At 72.7% G+C, this 18,277-nt stretch carries 14 protein-coding genes; 6 read left to right on the top strand and 8 right to left on the bottom strand.

The features are described from left to right. Positions 1–47 precede the first annotated feature (47 nt). Positions 48–1,448, top strand: coding sequence for a polyprenol phosphomannose-dependent alpha 1,6 mannosyltransferase MptB (gene mptB / locus IW248_RS01165; RefSeq protein ID WP_196925294.1), 1,401 nt, complete (start codon positions 48–50; stop codon positions 1,446–1,448). A gap of 14 nt (positions 1,449–1,462) precedes the next feature. Then, positions 1,463–2,959 (top strand): polyprenol phosphomannose-dependent alpha 1,6 mannosyltransferase MptB, encoded by a 1,497-nt coding sequence (mptB, locus tag IW248_RS01170; RefSeq protein WP_307787610.1) that lies wholly within the window; start codon positions 1,463–1,465, stop codon positions 2,957–2,959. A gap of 132 nt (positions 2,960–3,091) precedes the next feature. On the opposite strand, the gene IW248_RS01175 is transcribed toward mptB (IW248_RS01170), so the two are convergent. The 3 genes from IW248_RS01175 to glnA form a co-directional block, all read right to left on the bottom strand. Beyond that, positions 3,092–4,075 carry a hypothetical protein gene (locus tag IW248_RS01175; protein WP_196925295.1) on the bottom strand — a complete coding sequence of 328 codons (984 nt, stop codon included), beginning with the start codon at positions 4,073–4,075 and terminating at the stop codon, positions 3,092–3,094. Continuing rightward, entirely contained in the window at positions 4,072–4,437 is a 366-nt protein-coding gene (locus IW248_RS01180) for a PadR family transcriptional regulator (RefSeq protein WP_196925296.1), read from the bottom strand. Before IW248_RS01180 ends, IW248_RS01175 begins: the two co-directional genes overlap by 4 nt. A 132-nt stretch (positions 4,438–4,569) precedes the next feature. After that, entirely contained in the window at positions 4,570–5,994 is a 1,425-nt protein-coding gene (gene glnA / locus IW248_RS01185; protein WP_124822537.1) for a type I glutamate--ammonia ligase, read from the bottom strand. A gap of 262 nt (positions 5,995–6,256) precedes the next feature. On the opposite strand from glnA, the gene IW248_RS01190 reads away from it, so the two are divergent. Beyond that, positions 6,257–6,655: an RDD family protein gene (locus tag IW248_RS01190; protein WP_196919012.1), complete on the top strand. Its 399-nt coding sequence runs from the start codon at positions 6,257–6,259 to the stop codon at positions 6,653–6,655. A gap of 306 nt (positions 6,656–6,961) precedes the next feature. On the opposite strand, the gene IW248_RS01195 is transcribed toward IW248_RS01190, so the two are convergent. Then, on the bottom strand, positions 6,962–7,648 hold the full coding sequence (locus IW248_RS01195) for a DUF4191 domain-containing protein (protein ID WP_196925297.1): 687 nt from the start codon (positions 7,646–7,648) through the stop codon (positions 6,962–6,964). 207 nt (positions 7,649–7,855) lie between these two features. On the opposite strand from IW248_RS01195, the gene IW248_RS01200 reads away from it, so the two are divergent. Further along, positions 7,856–8,026 (top strand): hypothetical protein, encoded by a 171-nt coding sequence (locus tag IW248_RS01200; RefSeq protein ID WP_196925298.1) that lies wholly within the window; start codon positions 7,856–7,858, stop codon positions 8,024–8,026. Then, positions 8,023–11,100: a helix-turn-helix transcriptional regulator gene (locus IW248_RS01205; protein ID WP_307787611.1), complete on the top strand. Its 3,078-nt coding sequence runs from the start codon at positions 8,023–8,025 to the stop codon at positions 11,098–11,100. Before IW248_RS01200 ends, IW248_RS01205 begins: the two co-directional genes overlap by 4 nt. A gap of 20 nt (positions 11,101–11,120) precedes the next feature. Here the strand turns inward: IW248_RS01205 and IW248_RS01210 are convergent, their stop codons facing one another. Further along, a complete protein-coding gene (locus IW248_RS01210; RefSeq protein ID WP_196925299.1) occupies positions 11,121–12,794 on the bottom strand; it encodes a hypothetical protein in 1,674 nt (557 codons plus the stop codon). Positions 12,795–12,847: 53 nt separating this feature from the next. Further along, entirely contained in the window at positions 12,848–13,843 is a 996-nt protein-coding gene (lipA, locus tag IW248_RS01215) for a lipoyl synthase (RefSeq protein ID WP_196925300.1), read from the bottom strand. A gap of 453 nt (positions 13,844–14,296) precedes the next feature. Here lipA and aspS point away from each other — a divergent pair, with 453 nt between their 5' ends. Next, on the top strand, positions 14,297–15,583 hold the full coding sequence (gene aspS / locus IW248_RS01220) for an aspartate--tRNA(Asn) ligase (protein WP_196925301.1): 1,287 nt from the start codon (positions 14,297–14,299) through the stop codon (positions 15,581–15,583). Positions 15,584–15,621: 38 nt separating this feature from the next. Here the strand turns inward: aspS and lipB are convergent, their stop codons facing one another. Both lipB and IW248_RS01230 read right to left on the bottom strand, forming a co-directional pair. Then, positions 15,622–16,263, bottom strand: a complete 642-nt coding sequence (lipB, locus tag IW248_RS01225) for a lipoyl(octanoyl) transferase LipB (RefSeq protein ID WP_196925302.1) — start codon at positions 16,261–16,263, stop codon at positions 15,622–15,624. Between the two features lie 61 nt (positions 16,264–16,324). Then, positions 16,325–18,151: a DUF6311 domain-containing protein gene (locus IW248_RS01230; protein ID WP_196925303.1), complete on the bottom strand. Its 1,827-nt coding sequence runs from the start codon at positions 18,149–18,151 to the stop codon at positions 16,325–16,327. Between the last annotated feature and the right edge of the window lie 126 nt (positions 18,152–18,277).

Raw genomic sequence — 18,277 nt, forward strand, 5'->3', positions numbered from 1 at the left:
CGTGCCTGCCGTCGGCCGCACACCGTCGGGCTGGCAGCATGTCCGGCGTGCCCTCCCACCTCGCGCGCTGGACCGGCCTGGCCGGCTCGCTGCTGCTCGCGTTGTCCGCCTTCCTCGGCGGCGCGTTCCCCAGCGGCCCCCTGCGCAGCACCCCGGTCAGCATCTGGCAGGAGCCCAACGGCCCGCTGATCCTCGCCGCCTGGGCGGTCGGCACCGGCCTGATGGCGTACGCCTGGTGGGCACTGCGTGACGGGGGACCCTCGACGCGGTGGGCAGTGGTCACCGTCGGGCTCTGGCTGCTGCCACTGCTGATCGCGCCGCCCTTCGGCAGCCGGGACGTCTACGCGTACGCCTGCCAGGGCGCCAGCTTCGTCGGCGGCATCAGCCCGTACGAGCAGGGCGTCTCCGCACTGCCCTGCCCCTGGCTGGACACGGTCTCGGTCATCTGGCGCGACACCCCGGCGCCGTACGGGCCGCTGTTCGTGCTCATCGCGGGCGCCGTGGTGAAGGCCACCGGTTCGCTGACCGCCAGCATCGTGCTGTTCCGCGCGCTGTCGCTGGTCGGTGTGGTCCTCACCGCCTGGGCCCTGCCGGTGCTGGCGCGTCGAGCCGGTGTGCCGGCGAAGCGGGCGGTGTGGCTGGCGCTGGGTTCCCCCCTGGTCGCCGCGCACCTGATCGGTGGTCCCCACAACGACGTGCTGATGCTCGCCGCGCTGGTCGGTGGGCTGGCCGTGGTGGCGTCGCACCCGGGCCGGCGCGGAATGCTGCTGGTCGGCGGTCTGCTCCTCGGGGTCGCGGTGGCGATCAAGGTGACCGCCGTGGTGGTGGTGCCGTTCGCCGCGCTGGCGGCCACCGCCGGGCCGTTCCGGATCCGAACGCTGATCCGCGACGGCGGCTGGGTGGTCGGCGGCACGGTCGCCGCCGTGGTCGGCGTGACAGTCGCCGGTGGGCTGGACTTCGGTTGGGTCGGCGGGCTGTCCGGGGGTGGCGCCGCCATCGCCTGGACCTCCCCGTCGACAGCTGTCGGGCAGACGATCGGGTACGTCGCGGCGCCGTTCGGCGGTCACATCGACGCGCTGCCGGTCACTCGCGGGATCGCCGTGGTGCTCCTGGCCGTGCTGCTCGTCTGGCTCTGGTGGCGGGCGCGCACCCGCGACCCGCTGTACCACGCCGGGATCGCGCTCGCCCTCACCGTCGCGCTCGCCCCCGTGGTGCACCCCTGGTACTGGGCGTGGCCGCTGTTCGTGCTGGCGGCCACCGCCCAGCGGACCAGATGGTTCATCGTGGTCGCCCTTGTCGCGTCGTTCCTGGTGCTGCCCAACGGCACCGGGCTGCCCCGGTACACCAAGACGGTCGGGGCGCCGCTGATGACGCTGTTGGTGATCGTGCTGGTCATCCGGTTGGTACGGTCGGCTCGGGCGGCCCGTCAGCCGGTCGCCGCCGACTGAGGGAAGGTGCGCCGGTGACCACTCCCGGCCCGCCCGTTCCGCCGCCTGTGTCGTTGGCGTCATCGGGTGCCCGGTACGCGGGCCTGGCCGGCGCCGTCCTGCTCGCCGTGGCCGGATACCTCGGCGGGGCGCTGCCCGCCGCCCCGCTGGGCGGGACACCCGCGTCGATCTGGCGGGCCCCGGGCGGCCCGGCGACGCTCACCTGCTGGCTGGTCGGCACCGCACTGCTGGTCGGGGCGTGGTGGTCGCTGCGCGGGGGCGCCCCGTCGACCCGTTGGGCGTACGTCACCGCCGGGCTGTGGGCACTACCGCTGCTTGTCGCGCCACCACTGGGCAGCCGGGACGTCTACTCGTACGCCTGCCAGGGCTGGACGTACGCACACGGCGTCGACCCGTACACAGTGGGGGTGGCGGCGGCGGGCTGCCCCTGGCTGGACACGGTGGCCCCGATCTGGCGGGACACCCCGGCGCCGTACGGGCCGGTGTTCGTGCTGCTCGCGGCGCTCGCCGTCGGCCTCGGTGGTGGGCTCACCGGCACCATCGTGGCGCTGCGCGTCATCGCCGTGGCGGGGCTGCTGCTGGCCGCGCTCTGCCTGCCTGCTCTGGCGCGGGCGGCCGGGACGCCGCCCCGGCGGGCGGTCTGGTTGGCGCTGGCCGGTCCGCTGGTCGGCGTACACCTGGTGGCCGGCGCGCACAACGACGCCGTGATGCTGGGCCTGCTGCTGTCCGGGCTGCTGATCGTGGTCCGTCGACCGGGTCGGCCGGCGGCGTTGCTGCTCGCCGGAGCGCTGCTCGGGCTGGCGGTCACGGTGAAGGCCACTGCCGTGGTGGTGGTGCCGTTCGCCGTGCTGGCCGGGATTCCTGACCGCTACACGGTACGGGCGTTGCTGCGCCACGGCGGTTGGCTGGCCGGAGGGCTGCTCGCCGCGCTGCTGGTCACCTCGGCGGCGTCCGGTCTCGGCTTCGGCTGGGTCGGCGGGCTGACCCACAGTGGCGACTCCGAGCAGTGGACGTCACCACCCACCGCCGTGGGCTTCGTGGTGGACTACGCAGGCGCGCTGGTCGGCCGGGACCCGCAGGCGGTGCCGGGAGTCCGGGCGGTCGCGCTGCTGCTGCTCGTCGGAGTGCTGACAGCGCTCTGGTGGCGGGCCTGGCAGACCCTGCGGGTTGCGGGTCCCGAGATTGCGGGCCCCCGGGTGGCGCTGCACGGTGCGGCGTTGGCGCTGGTCGCCACAGTCGTCCTGTCCCCGGTCTTCCACCCCTGGTACGCGACCTGGCCCCTGGCGCTGCTCGCGCTCACCGCCGCCCGTACGACGTGGTTCGTGCTGCCCGCCGCGGCGGCAGCCTTCCTCGCCCTGCCCGACGGCACCAACCTGGCCCGCGTCACGAAGGCCCCGGGCGCCCTGGCGATGACCGCCCTGCTCCTGACCGTGCTCGTACGCAGCCGCCCGCCGCCGACGTCGTCGATCATGAGGTTGACGGGTGGCAATCCGGACGGAACGCCTCGCTAACCTCATGATCGTCATCGTCGTGCGGTCAAGATCGTGCTCGAACGTGGATGTAGTGGTGTCCGACGCGATCGAGACCACTACATCCAGGATCGAGCATGATCTTGGGGTGGGGTGGGGTGGGGTCGGGTCGGGTCAGGCTCTTGCGCCGCAGGTGGGGCAGGGTTGGCCCGAGGGCTGGGGGGTGGGGGTTCGGCGGGAGCGGAACAGGATGGTCAGGAGTAGGACGGCGGGGCCGGCGAGCGCGACGGCGACAGCGGTCACGGCCAGTTCCGCGAAGGTGGCGGTGCCGTATGCCGGGCCGAAGCTGTCGGCGAGGCCGGGCACCGCGAGGAAGCCGGCGGGGGTGAGCAGTGTGACGAGCGCCCAGCCGCCGCGGGCGTCCCCGCCCAGTGCCAGACCCATGGCCAGCAGAGCCCCGACGACCAGCAGCAGCCCGCCGACGGTGGGCAGGAAGACGTCCAGGGTGGTGCCGTAGTAGGTGAGGACCGGGTTCAAGCCCACCACGAATTCCGTCGCCACCACCGCCAACAACGCGGACAGCGCCGGCGCGAGGCGGATCACCCGGGAGGGTTGGTCGGGCAGGGCCAGCCCCAGCAGGCCCAGGACCACCTGCGGCAGCAGCACCATCAGCGGCGGTCGGAGCGCGTCGAACGCCGCTGCGACCGGTGGCAGCGCAATCGTGAGCAGGAGCGCGAGGGCGATGGCCCACCGGGCGACCCGGCTCGGCGCGACGGTGATCACCACCGCCGCCAGCAGCCACGCCACCCACGTGACGACACCGAGCGAGACGAACGGGCCGACGCGCGGGACGCCCCACTCCACGGGCGGTGGATGCAGCTCCGCCGTACCCCAGACGCCGGCGAGGGCGCTCGCGGTGACCAGGGCGAGCAGCGCCGCGAGGCGTACCCCAGGGATCAGGTCGGTGACGCCCGCGGCCCGCAGCCGCTGGCGAAGGCCGCCGCGCACCAGGTCCGCGGCGTCCGCCGGCGCCGGCCAGCGTTGGTCGGGGGCGGCCAGGTCGAGGTAGGTACCGACGATTTCGGCGCCGCGGGCGCGCCGGTAGTCGGCGGGGTACGCGCGCAGCAGCCGGAGGTAGCGGCGTTCCAGGTCGCTCATGCCAAGCCTCCGGCCGTGCGCGGGATGGTCGGGAGGGCGGCGCGAGTCCGCTTGGACAGCCGGGTGGTGGCGGCTTCGACGTTGCGGCGCAGCCGCTCGGTCTCGGTGCTCAACGTGGTCTCCCCGCTGGGGGAGAGGCGGTAGTAGCGGCGTAGTCGGCCGTCCACCACCTCCTCCCTGTCGACCTCGACGAGGCCGGCGTCGACCAGCCGGTCGAGCGCCCCGTAGAGCGTTCCGGGGCGTAGCGACACCTGGTTGTCGGAGAGGGCGGCGACCTCGCCGATCAGCCCGTAGCCGTGCATCGGCCGGGCGGCCAGGGCGGTGAGGATCAGGAAGGTTGGTTCGCGCAGTGGTGTGTCCACCGGAGCAATATATCGGACGCGAAGGTATGCCGGGGGGCGGCGCAAAGCGAGCCGGGCCGGCTCCGCGATGAGCGGAGCCGGCCCGGCCGGTGTTCGAGCGACTGCTCAGCAGTCGTGGTGCGTCAGACTGCCTCAGCAGTCGTAGTACATGGCGAACTCGTGCGGGGTCGGGCGCAGACGCACCGGGTCGACCTCGTTGGCGCGCTTCCAGTCGACCCAGGTGGAGATCAGGTCGGGGGTGAAGACGCCGCCGTCGAGCAGGTAGTCGTGGTCGGCCTCCAGCGAGTCGAGCACGGCCGGCAGCGAGCCCGGCACCTGCTTGACGTCGCCCCACTCCTCCGGCGGGAGGTCGTAGAGGTCCTTGTCGATCGGCGTCGGCGGCTCCATCTTGCTCTTGATGCCGTCCAGGCCGGCCATCATCATGGCCGAGAAGGCCAGGTAGACGTTGGCCGACGGGTCCGGGACGCGGAACTCGACGCGCTTGGCCTTGGCGTTGCTGCCGGTCACCGGGATGCGGGTGCAGGCGGAGCGGTTGCGCTGCGAGTAGACCAGGTTGACCGGCGCCTCGTAGCCCGGCACGAGGCGACGGTACGAGTTGACCGTCGGGTTGGTGAAGGCCAGCAGCGACGGCGCGTGGTGCAGCAGGCCACCGATGTACCAGCGGGCCATGTCGGACAGGCCGGCGTAGCCGGTCTCGTCGTAGAACAGCGGCTCACCGTTGAGCCAGAGGCTCTGGTGGGTGTGCATGCCGGAGCCGTTGTCGCCGAAGAGCGGCTTGGGCATGAAGGTCGCGGTCTTGCCGTTGGCCCACGCCTCGTTCTTCACGATGTACTTGAAGAGCTGGAGCTGGTCACCGGCGTGCAGCAGGGTGGAGAACCGGTAGTTGATCTCGGACTGGCCGGCGGTGCCCACCTCGTGGTGCGAGCGCTCCACGTTGAAACCGGTGTCGACGAGCCGGCGCACGATCGAGTCACGCAGGTCGGCGTAGTGGTCGACCGGCGGGACGGGGAAGTAGCCGCCCTTGTACGCGGTCTTGTAACCGAGGTTGCCGCCCGCTTCTTCGCGGCCGGTGTTCCAGGCGCCCTCGATCGAGTCGATGTAGTAGAACGACTGGTGCGCCGAGGTCTCGTGGCGGATCGAGTCGAAGATGTAGAACTCCGCCTCGGCGCCGAAGTAGGCGGTGTCGGCGATACCGCTCGCCGCCAGGTACGCCTCGGCCTTCTTCGCCACGTTGCGCGGGTCGCGGCTGTAGGCCTCGCGGGTGAACGGGTCGTGGATGAAGAAGTTGAGCGCGAGCGTCTTCTGCGCGCGGAACGGGTCGATGAACGCGGTGGCGACATCCGGGAGCAGGAGCATGTCCGACTCGTGGATCGCCTGGAAACCGCGGATCGACGAACCGTCGAACGCGAGGCCGTCGGTGAAGAGGTCGTCGTTGACGGACTCGACCGGCAGGTTGAAGTGCTGCATCACGCCGGGCAGGTCACAGAAACGAACGTCGACGAACTTCACGTCCTCGTTCTTGAGGTATCGCAGCAGTTCCTCGGGATTGGCGAACACACATCCTCCTGGCACGTCCACGGGGTGGCTAGGCTTCTGGCGACGCTAGGGCCAAGCGGTTGCCCGGCCATGTCTTCAGTGTTTCTGCCGTGTTACGTCCCTCGCGGAGCGTCAGCGACGCTCCTGTCCACGCACTCAGCCTGCGCGAACGCCGTACCGGCTGGGCCAGTGTAATGACATCTGATGGCTTTGGCCCGAATCGGCACGCAGTGGTGGCGACACCCGGCAGCCCCTCATCCGGGCGCGGATACCCTTGATCGCTGTGAGCAATCCGCAGGCCCCGGCAGCGCCGGCCACCGACCCCACCTTCGCCCCACCGAGCCTCGGCAAGCGGTTCGGTGCGCTGATCATCGACTGGGTGCTCTGCCTGCTGGTGTCCAACTTCTTCGCCGACCCGGTACGCGACGGCTGGGCCCCGGTGCTGGTGCTGGTCCTGGTGTACGGCATCTTCCTCGGCCTGTTCGCCCAGACGCCGGGCATGTACATCACCAAGATCCGCTGCGTGAACTGGCACGACGGCGGCCGGATCGGGGTGCTCCGAGGGCTGATCCGTGGCCTGCTGCTGGCCCTGGTCGTCCCCGCGCTGATCATGGACGAGCACCGGCGTGGCCTGCACGACCGACTCGCCGACTCGGTGATCGTCGACGCCCCGCGCGGCTGAGCCCACCCCAGCGCCCAACCAGCACCACCTCGCCGATCATGGAGTTGTGGTGGGCAACAAAACACCCGTAAATGGCCAAAGCGGGCACCACAACTCCATGGTCGCCGGGATCGGACTCGCCTGCTTGCCGATCTTGCACTTTCTGTCGCGACCTAACAGGCATTCCACCCATATTGACGACCGAAAGTGCAAGATCGGCGCGATCTGGCCCGAGGCGGGCGGCGCGTCGAGGGTGGGCACATGACGGTGTACGCGAAAGAGCCGGACCCGCACGGGTCCGGCTCTTTTACGCGTACACCTGGGGGGTCAGCGGCCCCGCGACTGGCGGAAGGCGCCTGGCGGCCGCATGTTCTTCGGGATCGCGCCCTTGGGCATCTGCGGCCGGGCGGTGAGCGCCTTGAGTCGCTTGTCCAGCGAGTTGACGTCCTTGCCGGAGAGGGCGCGGGGCAGGCGCAGCAGCGTCGTCCGGAGCTTGCGGATCGGCAGCTCGCCCTCCTCCTGCCCGATCACGTAGTCGTGCAGGGGAGCGGAGCCGATCACCTTGGACAGCCGCCGCTTCTCCTGGCCGAGCAGGCCGCGCACCCGCTGCGGGTTGCCCTCGGCCAGCAGGATCACGCCCGGGCGGCCGATCACCAGGTGGATCATGTCCATCTGGGTGGTCGAGCTGACCGCCGGGGTCACCCGCCAGTCGCCACGCATGTTCTCCATGATCTGCGCCGCCGCGCCGGGTTGCCCCTCGGCGGCGTTCATCATCGCCTTGTTGGACCGCAGGTTGAGCACGATCAGCACCGCGAGCAGGATGAACAGGATGCCGATCGGCAGCCAGATCCAGCCCCAGAGGATGACGGCGACCACGGTGAGCGCGAGCGGGAGCAGCACCGCCGCGGCGACCAACGGCGCGAACCACCGGTCCTGCTTGGCGGTGAACTGGAACACCATCCCGATCTGCTTCAGCCGCTGGCCGAACGAGACCTTCTCCTGGGGCTTTGCCATGCCGCAGAGTCTAGTGGTCGCCGCTGGCCCGGTTGATCCGCGTCCGGGTGCCGGGGCAGCTGAGTACCTTACGTCGCCGTACGCGTCCGGACCGGCCGGGTAAGGAGGCTGTGGGCGGGGAAGATGAGGCACAGTGCCCATGCCCGGGTGGGGCCTTCGCGCGGAGAGTCGTCAGCAGAAGACGACGACGCCACGAAGGAGCCCGACATGTTCGGCAACGACGCAGATTTCCTGCTCACCCTGCACCGTACCCACGCCGCCGAGCTGCGCGCCGACGCGGCCGCGGACCGGCTCGCCCGGTCGCTGTCCCGTCCGGTCAGCCGCGGGTGGTTGGGCCGGCGCAGGCAGGCCGGTCGCGCCAGCGACGCCCGCCGGTGACCGCGCCCACGGCGGCCGCCGCGTCCACCGCGCCCAGCGCGGCCGCCGCGTCCACCGCGCCCACGGCGGCCGCCGCGCCCGTCGGGCCGGCCGCTCGACCCGAGCCGACCCCGCCGCCCGGCCACCGGCCGATCGGCGGGGCCGGCGGAGCGGGCCGCCATGGCATGCTCGAACACGTGACCGTACGCGCCGCCAGCTCCGTCCTCGTCGGGCGCCACCGCGAGACCGCGGCACTGCGGGACGCGCTGGGTCGCGCCCGAGCCGGTGAGCCGACCACAGTGCTGGTCGGCGGCGAGGCGGGCGTGGGTAAGACCCGGCTGCTGGAGGAGTTCGCCGGCTGGGCCACCGCCGGCGCCGCGCGGGTGCTCGTCGGGCAGTGCCTGGAGCTGGGCGAGGCGGGCCTGCCGTTCGCGCCGTTCGCCGCCGCGTTGCGGGCGGTGCTCCGCGCCGACGGCCCCGAGGTCTTCGCCGGCTACGAGGCGGAGTTCGCTCCGCTCCTGCCGGAGCAGGGCCGCGCCTCCGCGACCCTTGCCGCACCGCGTTCGGTAGCACTCAGCGACGCCCCGCGCGGCTACCTGTTCGACCTGGTCGCCGAGCTGTTCCAGCGGCTGGCCGACGCTCGACCGCTGGTCCTGATCATCGAGGACCTGCACTGGGCCGACCGCTCCACCCGCGACCTGATCGGGTTCCTCGTCCGGGCGGCGCGGCCGGGCCGGCTGCTGCTGGTCTGCACCTACCGCACCGACGAGTTGCAGCGCGGGCACCCGTTGCGCCCGTTCCTCGCCGAGCTGGATCGGGCCCGGGGTGTGGAGCGGGTCGAGCTGGGCCGTCTGGACCGCGACGGCACCGCCGCGATCCTCGCCGACCTGCTCGGCGCCGAGCCGCTCGCCCGCGCCGTCGACGATGTCCACGACCGCACCCAGGGCAACCCCTTCTTCATCGAGGAGTTGGCCGTCGCCGGTGACCCGATCGGCTGCGCGGCGCTCCCCGAGACGCTGCGTGACCTGCTGCTGGCCCGGGTGGACCGGCTCCCCGAGCCGACCCAGCGGGTGTTGCGGATCGCGGCCGCCGGCGGCACCCGTTTCGCCCACGACCTGCTCGCCGAGGTCGCCCGGCTGCCCGAGGCCGAGCTGGAGGACGCGTTGCGCGCCGCCGTCGCCGCCCAGTTGGTGGTGGCCGACCGGGACGGTGACTACGAGTTCCGGCACGCGCTGGTCCGCGAGGCCGTCCACGACGAGTTGCTGCCCGGTGAGCACGCCCGGCTGCACGCCCGCTTCGCCGCCGCCATCGAGGCCCAGCCGCACCTGGTCGCCGCCGGCCGGGCCCCGGCCGAGATCGCCCACCACTGGTACGCCGCGCACGACCACCCGCGTGCCCTCGTCGCCGCACGAGCCGCCGCACGCGCCGCCGCCGACAGGTACGCGTACGCCGAGCAGCGCCGACTGCTGGAACGGGCGCTGGAGTTGTGGGAGTTGGTGCCGGACGCCGCCGACCTGCTCGGCATGGACCACCTGGCGTTGCTGGAGCAGACACTGGACGCCGCGGTCACCGCCGGCGACTTCAGTCGGGCCATCACCCTGACCCGGGCCGGGTTGGCCGAGGTGGACGCCGACGCCGCACCGCTGCGCGCCGCCCGCCTCCTGGACCAGCGGGGTCGACTGATGGCCCTGCTCGGCAAGAGCGACGGCAGCCGCGAGCTGGACGAGGCGTACCGGCTGGCCGCCGGTGGCCCGCCCGGCGCGGAGCGGGTCCGGCTGCTCGCCGACATCGCCACCCACCTGGTCAAGATCGACCCGCAGAAGGCAGCCCGGGTGGCAGCCGAGGCCGCCACCGACGCCGAGGCGTTCGGCGTGAACGTGGCCCTGCTGTCGACGCGGATCGCGCTGCTCTGCCACGGCGAGCGGGACCTGACCGGAGGGCTTGCCGAGTTGAGCCAGGCCGCCGCCGCTGCCCGCGCGGCGGGGGACGCGCCAACCCTGGTGCTCGCCATGGTGTTCGAGTCGGACATGCTCTGCGAGTTGGGCCGCTACGCCGAGTCCGCGCAGGCCGCCGAGGCGGGGGTGGCCGAGGCGCGACGGGTGGGGATCAGCCGCTCCACCGGGGCGTACCTGCTCTCCAACCGGGCCGAGGCGCTCATCGCGCTGGGCCGGTGGGACGAGGCCGAGGCGGTCTGCGCGGAAGCCGCCCGGATCGACCTGTCCGGTGTCACCGGACTGCACTGGCTCCAACTGGGCGCCGGGCTGCGGCTGGCCCGCGCCCATCCGGGCGCCGACGAGCTGGTCGACCGGGCGCTCACCTTCCTCGGTCGGCCGTACCTGTGGCCGAACCACCGCCTGCCCCTGCACGAGCTGGCGATCGAGGCCGCGTTGGCCGCAGACGACAAGGTCGAGGCGATACGGGCGGCCCGCGTCGCGGTGGCCGACGAGAGCCTGCCGCAGCTGCCCCGGGAGGGTTGGCCGGTGCTCAGCGCCGCCGCGCGTACCGCAGCCCGGGTGAGTGACCGGGAGCTGGCGGCCGCCGTGGCGGCGCTCGCCGCCGACCTGCCGGCGCTTCACCCGGCGGCCCGTGCGCACGCCGCCCAGGTCACCGCGCTACTGGCGGTCGGCGACCAGGCGCTGCCGGCCTGGCGTACGGCGGTCGACGCGTGGCGGGCCGACGGGCAGCCCTACCCGCTGGGCCGGGCCCTGCTGGCGCTGGCCGAGGCGACGGCCGCCGCCGGGGAACGCGACGAGACGGCGGCGGCGGTCACCGAGGCCAACGAGATCGGCGGACGGCTGGGTGCGGCGCCGCTGGTCGAGGCGGCTGCCACCCTGGCACGGCGGGTCGGCCTGCGCGGCGCGGCCGGGGGCGGGGCCGGCGCGGCCCTGCTGACCGCCCGAGAGCGGGAGGTGCTGCGGTTGGTCGCCGAGGGGCACAGCAACAGCCGGATCGCCGAGCGGTTGTTCATCTCCCCGAAGACGGCAAGCGTGCACGTCTCCCGGATCATCGCGAAGCTGGGCGTGACCAACCGGGTGGAGGCCGCCGCCCTGGCCCACCGCCTCGGCCTGCTCACCGAGGCCGCCGTGCCGCGCTGACGCTTGTCCAGCCGGGGAGATCAGCGCGGCAGGTAGATGCGCCAGCCCTCGATCGTGACCAGGTCGAGGCTGCCCGGCGAGACCCGTTGCCGCTCGTCGAGCACCTCCGCCAGCGGCGAGCCGGCCGGCGCGACCCAGGCCGGTGCCGCCGCGCTGTCCACCTCCCGCCGGTACGCGGGGTAGCGGTCGAAGCCGGGGCGCAGGGTGTCGTCGACGACCGCGCAGACCACCTGCTCCGCGCTGGCGAAGGTGAGCCGGTTGCAGGTCCAGTAGCCGGCGCGTACGTGTCGTACGCCGAGTTGACGCAGGGTGCTCACCAACTCGCTGTGCCGGGCCTCGGCGGCCCGGGTCGCCGGAACGGTCTCCGCTGCCCGCCAGGTGGCGTGGGCGGCGGTGCCCAGCGTGGCGGCGAGCGCCACCACCGCGACCGACCGGGTCAGTGCCGACCCGATGCCGTGCCGGCCGGTTCCCGACCGACCCAGCCCGTGCCGGGCCACCGTCCACACCGGCCAGAGCAGCGCCGGCAGGGAGATGAGCAGGCAGGACAGGTAGCGGGAACTCTCCACCGGGGTGAGCCCGGCTGAACTGCTCACTGTGTACGCGCCGATAGTGGCCACCGCGGCCAGCACGAGCGCCAGCCGGATCGCCGCCACCACCTGGGGCGACACCGCGCCGGGGGCGACAGGGCCAGGGTCGGGGGTGCGCAGGGCGCGCCAGGCGGCGACGCCGGCGAGGACCAGCAGCAGCGGCAGGACGAGCGCCCACCACAGCTGCCAGGTGGCGCACCGCCCGGGGGAGCAAAAGCCCATGCCCAGCGACGGGCCGAGCACCAGGCCGCCGTGCAGCCGGTCCGCCCAGCCGGCGCTGGCGTTCGCGCCGCCGGCCGCGAGCACGGCGTGCAGCGGGTTACGCCCGGTCAGCAGGCTGTGCAGCAGCAGCGGGGCCGCCCCCAGCGCGGCCGCCGCCCCGAGTAGCGCCCCGGCGGCACCCCACAGCTCCCGGCGGCAGAACCCGACGAGCACCGCGCCGATCGCCGCGACGTACGGCAGCACGAGCGGGTCGACCCAGAGCATCAGCCCGGCCAGGAACCCCCACGTCGCCCAGCGCGCCAGCCGCCAGCCGGGTCGCCTGGTGTCGGCCGACCGGCGCTCCGGCCGACCGGTGGCCAGGTCCACGGCGAGCAGGGCCAGCGCCGCTCCGGCCGCGTTCATCTCGGGGTAGCCGCCGCCGGCGATCAACTGGTTCTTGACGATCCGGTCGGAGCCGAGGGCCAGCAGCGCCACCACCAGCAGCCCGAACCACCGGTCCCCGGTCAGCCGCAGCGTCAACCGCCAGGTCAGTAGCAGGAACAGCGCGTACAGGGCCAGCGTGGGCAACCGCAGACCGAGCAGCGACGGCCCACCGGCCACAGCGAATACCGGCGCGGCCAGGTACGCCTCCAACGTGCCCATGTACTGCTGGCCGTAGAACCAGACCGGGAAGCCCTCACCCCGGGCGATGTGCAGCGCGGCCAGCCCCATGGTGGCCTCGTCGCTGTTCGTCGGCGGCGCGGCGTGCAGCAGCAGCCACAGCCGGTAACCCACTCCGGCGAGCACTGCCAACCCGGTGAGCCAACCGACCAGACCGGGACGTGCGCCGGGTCGCGGGCGGGGCGAGCCCGCGCCGCGCGGCTGCTCGCGTACGCCGACGGTCATCACAGGATCATGACACCCGGGCGCCGAACGGCCGTGCGGCGCTGCCGGCGGAGTCAGCCGGCGGTGACGACCGTGGCGGCGGCGCGGGCGTCGATGGCCTGCTGGTAGAGCCGACCGGCCCGGTACGACGAACGCACCAGTGGCCCGCTCATCACCCCGGCGAAGCCGATCTCCTCGGCCTCCTCGCGCAGCTCCACGAACTCCTCCGGCTTGACCCAGCGGGTCACCGGGTGGTGCCGGGGCGAGGGACGCAGGTACTGCGTGATGGTGATCAGCTCGCAGCCGGCGTCGTGCAGGTCGCGCAGCGCCTGCGAGACCTCGGCCCGCTCCTCGCCCATGCCCAGGATGAGGTTGCTCTTGGTGACCAGACCGTCGGCGCGGGCCTGCCGGATCACGTCCAGCGAACGGTCGTAGCGGAACGCCGGCCGGATGCGCTTGAAGATGCGCGGCACGGTCTCCACGTTGTGCGCCAGCACCTCGGGACGGGAGCCGAAGACCTCGGCCAACTGCTCGGGGACGGCGTTGAAGTCCGGGATCAGCAGCTCGACGCCGCAGCCGGGCTGGAGGGCGTGGATCTGTCGGACGGTCTCGGCGTACAGCCAGGCGCCGCCGTCGGGCAGGTCGTCACGGGCGACACCGGTGATGGTGGCGTAGCGCAGCCCCATCGAGACCACCGACTCGGCGACGCGGCGCGGCTCGTCCGCGTCGAACTCGGCAGGCTTGCCGGTGTCGATCTGGCAGAAGTCGCAGCGCCGGGTGCACTGGTCACCGCCGATGAGGAAGGTGGCCTCCCGGTCTTCCCAACACTCGTAGATGTTGGGGCAGCCGGCCTCCTGGCAGACGGTGTGCAGCCCCTCGCGCGAGACGAGCCCGCGCAGCTGGGTGTACTCCGGGCCCATCTTGGCCTTGACCTTGATCCACGGCGGTTTGCGCTCGATCGGCGTCTCGGCGTTACGCGCCTCGATCCGCAGCAGGCGCCGCCCCTCGGGGGCCGCCGTTGCGGTGCGCGCTGCCTGGCCGGTCGTCGGCGCGGAGTGCTCGATCGTCACGAAAACGAGCCTACGCCGGACGGCAGGTGTCTATGTGCGTCAGGCGACCGGCGTCACGCCCCGAACGTTGTGACGCCGGACACCGCTCGGTCAGAAAAGGGCGTCATAAAGCGGGGGATCGGGTGCTACGGTCGCCGGCAACAGCGACGACGGAGCCGAGTAGCGCACCGCCCCGCCAGTGCAGAGAGCCGCCGGTGCTGAGAGGCGGTCTGGCGCCGGGGCGCGAAGACCCTCCCGAGCTGCGGGAAGAACGGCCGCGGGCCCCCCGCGCCCAGTAGAGCCCGCCCGGCTGGCCCCGGTCATCAGGCGACGAACGAGGCCCCCGCTTCGGCGGGGGCGAAGGTGTGGTGGCACCGCGAGGTTCCCGCTCGCCCACACCTCCCTGGGGCTGATGCGACGCTTCGCTTCCCCAGGGCGGCGACGGCGTGGCGATCAACCGAGGAGCAGCCCGCCATGCAACGAACCCTGTCCCACCAACTGCCCGCCAGGATCGGCACGACAGTGCGGATCGCCGGCTGGGTGCACCGCCGCCGACTGCTCAAGTCGGTGGCGTTCCTGATCGTGCGGGACGCCGCCGGCCTGGCCCAGGTGGTCGTCACCGACCTGGCCGTCCGCGCCGAGCTGGAGAAACTCACCGAAGAGACGGTCGTCGAGGTGGTCGGCACGGCAACGCCCAACGGCACGGCGCCCGCCGGGGTCGAGCTGACCGACCCGACGGTACGTCCACTCGGGCCGCCCGCCACGCCGCCACCGTTCGACCTGTACCGGCCGGCGCTCACCGCGAGCCTGCCCACCCAGCTGGACAACGCGCCCACCGCGCTGCGGCACCCCACCCGGTCGGCCGCGCTGCGGATCTCGGCGGCCGCAGTGGCCGGGTTCCGGGCCACACTCGACGCCCACGACTTCGTGGAGATCCACACGCCGAAGGTGGTCAGCTCCAGCACCGAGAGCGGAGCGAACGTGTTCGCGCTGGACTGGTTCGGCCGGCCCGCGTACCTGGCCCAGTCACCGCAGTTCTACAAGCAGCTGATGGTCGGCGTCTTCGAACGGGTCTACGAGGTGGGGCCGGTCTTTCGCGCCGAGCCGCACGACACCGTCCGGCACCTCGCGCAGTACACGTCGCTCGACGCGGAGCTGGGCTTCGTCACCGACCACCGGGACGTGATGCGCGTACTGCGCGACACAGTGGCCGGGATGCTGGACGCGGTGAACGGGCGGGCCGGCAGCGCTCTCGCGACGCTCGGCGTCACGCCGCCGCAGGTGCCGGCGGAGATCCCGGCCGTGCACTTCACCGAGGCGCTGACCATCGCCGGCGCGCCCGCCGACGAGCCGGACCTCGCGCCCGCCCACGAACGGGCTCTGGGTGAGTGGGCCCTGCGCGAACACGGTTCGGACTTCCTTTTCGTCACCGGCTACCCGATGGCGAAGCGACCCTTCTACACCCACCCGGACCCGGCGCGGCCCGCGTACTCGAACGGTTTTGACCTGCTCTTTCGCGGTCTGGAGCTGGTCACCGGTGGGCAGCGGCTGCACCGGCACGCCGACTACCTGGCGGCGTTGGCGGCCCGGGGTGAGCCGGTCGAGCCGTACGTCGGCTACCTGGACGCGTTCCGGCACGGCATGCCACCGCACGGCGGCTTCGCCATCGGCCTGGAACGGTTCGTGGCCCGGCTGGTCGGCGCCGCCAACGTCCGGGAGGTCACCGCGTTCCCACGTGACCTGCACCGACTGACGCCGTGAGCGCGGTGGCCCCCGACATCGCCGTCGGGGGCCACCGCTCAGACCTCGACGAGGGTGGAGAGTCGGCGCTCGACCACCGGCAGCACGTCGGCGACGGTGATCGGGCGGCCCAGCTCGGCGGTGAGCGAGGTGACGCCCGCGTCCCGGATGCCGCACGGCACGATCCGGTCGAAGTACGTCAGGTCGCAGTCGCAGTTGATCGAGAAGCCGTGCAGGGTGACGCCCCGGGCCACCCGGATGCCGATGGCGGCCACCTTGCGGGCCGGCCCTCGGTCGTCCTCGGGCACCCAGACGCCGCTGCGCCCCTCGACCCGTCCGGCGGTCAGCCCGACCTCGGCGCAGACGTCGATGAGCAGCTCTTCGGTCCGGCGTACGTAGGCGACCACGTCCACCGGGTCGGGCAGACGCAGGATCGGGTAGCCGACGAGCTGCCCCGGCCCATGCCAGGTGATCTTGCCACCGCGGTCCACGTCCACGACCGGAGTGCCGTCCATCGGCCGGTCCCACGGCTCGGTGCGCTTGCCCGCTGTGTAGACGCTCGGGTGCTCCAGCAGCAGCACGGTGTCGCCGCGCTCGCCAGCCACCACCGACTCGTGCAGGCGCCGCTGCTCGTCCCAGGCGGCCTGGTAGTCGAGCAGGCCGGCACGGACGGCCGTCAGGCCGGGGGTCGTCGTTGTCACGGCATCCAGCCTAGTCCCGCTACCGGCGATCATCCCTGGTGAGCCGCCTCACCGGGCTCGGTCAGGCCGCTGGGATCCGCCAGAGCCAGACGTCGTCGACCCGTTGCGGCTCGCCGAACAGGGCGGTGCCGGTACGCAGCAGCGCCTCCTCGTCGACCTCGAACTTCGCGCCGTGCACCTCGTCGGCGAGCACCACCGTCTCGATGCGCCAGTGCCGCAGGTCCGACTTGACCTCCCGGATCGTCCCGTCGGTGACGATGGGGACCAGCCCGGTGCGGCCGGCCTGGTCCATCAACGCGCTCAGGGTGCGTGGCACCGGGCCGATCCGGCCCCGCCCGTCCGGCCCGCCGGGGCCGAGAAAGAAGCCGCCGGGGATCTCGAACTCGCCCTGCCGGTGCGACAACGCGTACGCCTGCCACCGTTGGCCGTCCGGGTAGATGTCCACGGTCAGCGGCACCGGGGTCAGCACCCCGTCGGGTGAGACGTACTCCCGCCACGTGCCGGAGGTGATGAACCGCGGGATCGGTTCCCGCTCGTCGGTCAGCAGCGGGGTGGGCAGCAGCGGCACCAGGGCCACCGCGAACCCGACCAGCCAGGCCAACTCGGTGGAGCGGTGCCGGGGTGGCGCGGCGCGCAACTGGTCGACGGCGTACGCCAGCAACAGCCCGATCACCGGCGCGACCACGAGCGCCAGTCGGGCCGGTAGGGCGGCGTTCACCACCGGTAGCTGTCCGACCAGGTCGAACGGCATGGGGAGGTCGGTGCGTCGGCCGTCGACCTTGGCGATCGGCCCGAAGGAGAGCACCGTGAAGATCAGCGCGACGACGCCCAGCGCCCAGAGGGTCGCCCGGCGATGAGCGTCGGCCCGCCGCCAGAGCGCGACGAAACAGATCACTGTGAGCACCAGCAGTGGGATGCCGAAGAACGAGTTCTCCTCGGTCGGGTTCGGTGCCAGCGAGGTGCCCAACCCGGCCTCGCCGGCCAGCGAGCGGCGCGGGAAGGCGGCGAACGCCGCGATGTCCTCGGAGTGGATCACCGGGTCGAAGCCGGTGCCGTGGAACCGTTGTGGCCCAGCGAAGTGCAACCACAACGGGTACGACAACAGCACACCGGCGACCACTGCGGTCACCCCGAGCCCGCGCAGGAAGGTGGGCAGCACGGCGCGTGCCTCCACGCGGTTGACCGGGTGCAGCGCCCAGATGGCGACGAACACGCCCAGCGCCAGCGCGGCGAAGAAGAGCCCCTCGGCGGCGATCGAGAAGGCCACCGCGACCAGCACGCCGAGGATCACCCCGTCGCGTAGCCAGTGCCCCGCGCGGCGCAGCGCGAACAGCCGCCAGATCAGCAGCGGCACGAGCCAGCCGGCCGTCCAGTTCAGGTGCGCGTTGGCGTGCGACACCATGCCGGGGGAGTAGGCGATGAACAGGGCGCCGACCCCGGCGGCCAGTTGGCTGCGGACCAGGTGCCGGGAGAGCAGCCAGTACCAGACCAGCGCGGTGGCGAGCAGGTTCAGGGTGAGGATCACCAGGAACGTCGCCGGCGGCCCGATCAGGTACGTGAGCGGGGCGAAGACCACCGCGTACACGGTGATCGTCGTGTTGACCGCGAGGTTCACGCCGTCCGGGACGTTGATCAGGTAGGTGAAGAGCGGGTTTTCCCAGTGGGTGACCGCGTGCCCGCCGAAGGCCAGCAGCCACTCGAAGAGCGCCTGGTCGCTGGAGTTGACGGTGATGGTGCGGACGTTCGGGTCCCGCCACAGCCCGCTTGTCACCCAGACGGCGAGCGCGAGGGCCACCAGCACGACGATCAGGTCGGCCCGGCGGTCCCGGACGGTGCGCGGCGGTGACGCGGGTGCGGGCCCGGTGGCCAGCGACGGGGAGGACGGCACGCAGCGGACGTTACCAACCGGACCTGGACGGGCCGGTCAGACCTGCAAGGACGGGACCGTTGGGGACGGATTCGGCCGCCATGTCGACGGTCTGGCGTACACAGCGTCCGTCGTGAATGTGTGACT

The organism is Micromonospora ureilytica (assembly GCF_015751765.1).
Lineage (GTDB): Bacteria > Actinomycetota > Actinomycetes > Mycobacteriales > Micromonosporaceae > Micromonospora > Micromonospora ureilytica.

Excerpts from the sequence above, each read along its gene's own strand:
- aspS (WP_196925301.1), top strand. The coding sequence starts at position 14,297 with ATGCAACGAACCCTGTCCCACCAACTGCCCGCCAGGATCGGCACGACA.
- IW248_RS01200 (WP_196925298.1), top strand. The coding sequence starts at position 7,856 with ATGTTCGGCAACGACGCAGATTTCCTGCTCACCCTGCACCGTACCCAC.
- IW248_RS01210 (WP_196925299.1), bottom strand. The coding sequence starts at position 12,794 with ATGACCGTCGGCGTACGCGAGCAGCCGCGCGGCGCGGGCTCGCCCCGC.
- IW248_RS01175 (WP_196925295.1), bottom strand. The coding sequence starts at position 4,075 with ATGAGCGACCTGGAACGCCGCTACCTCCGGCTGCTGCGCGCGTACCCC.
- IW248_RS01195 (WP_196925297.1), bottom strand. The coding sequence starts at position 7,648 with ATGGCAAAGCCCCAGGAGAAGGTCTCGTTCGGCCAGCGGCTGAAGCAG.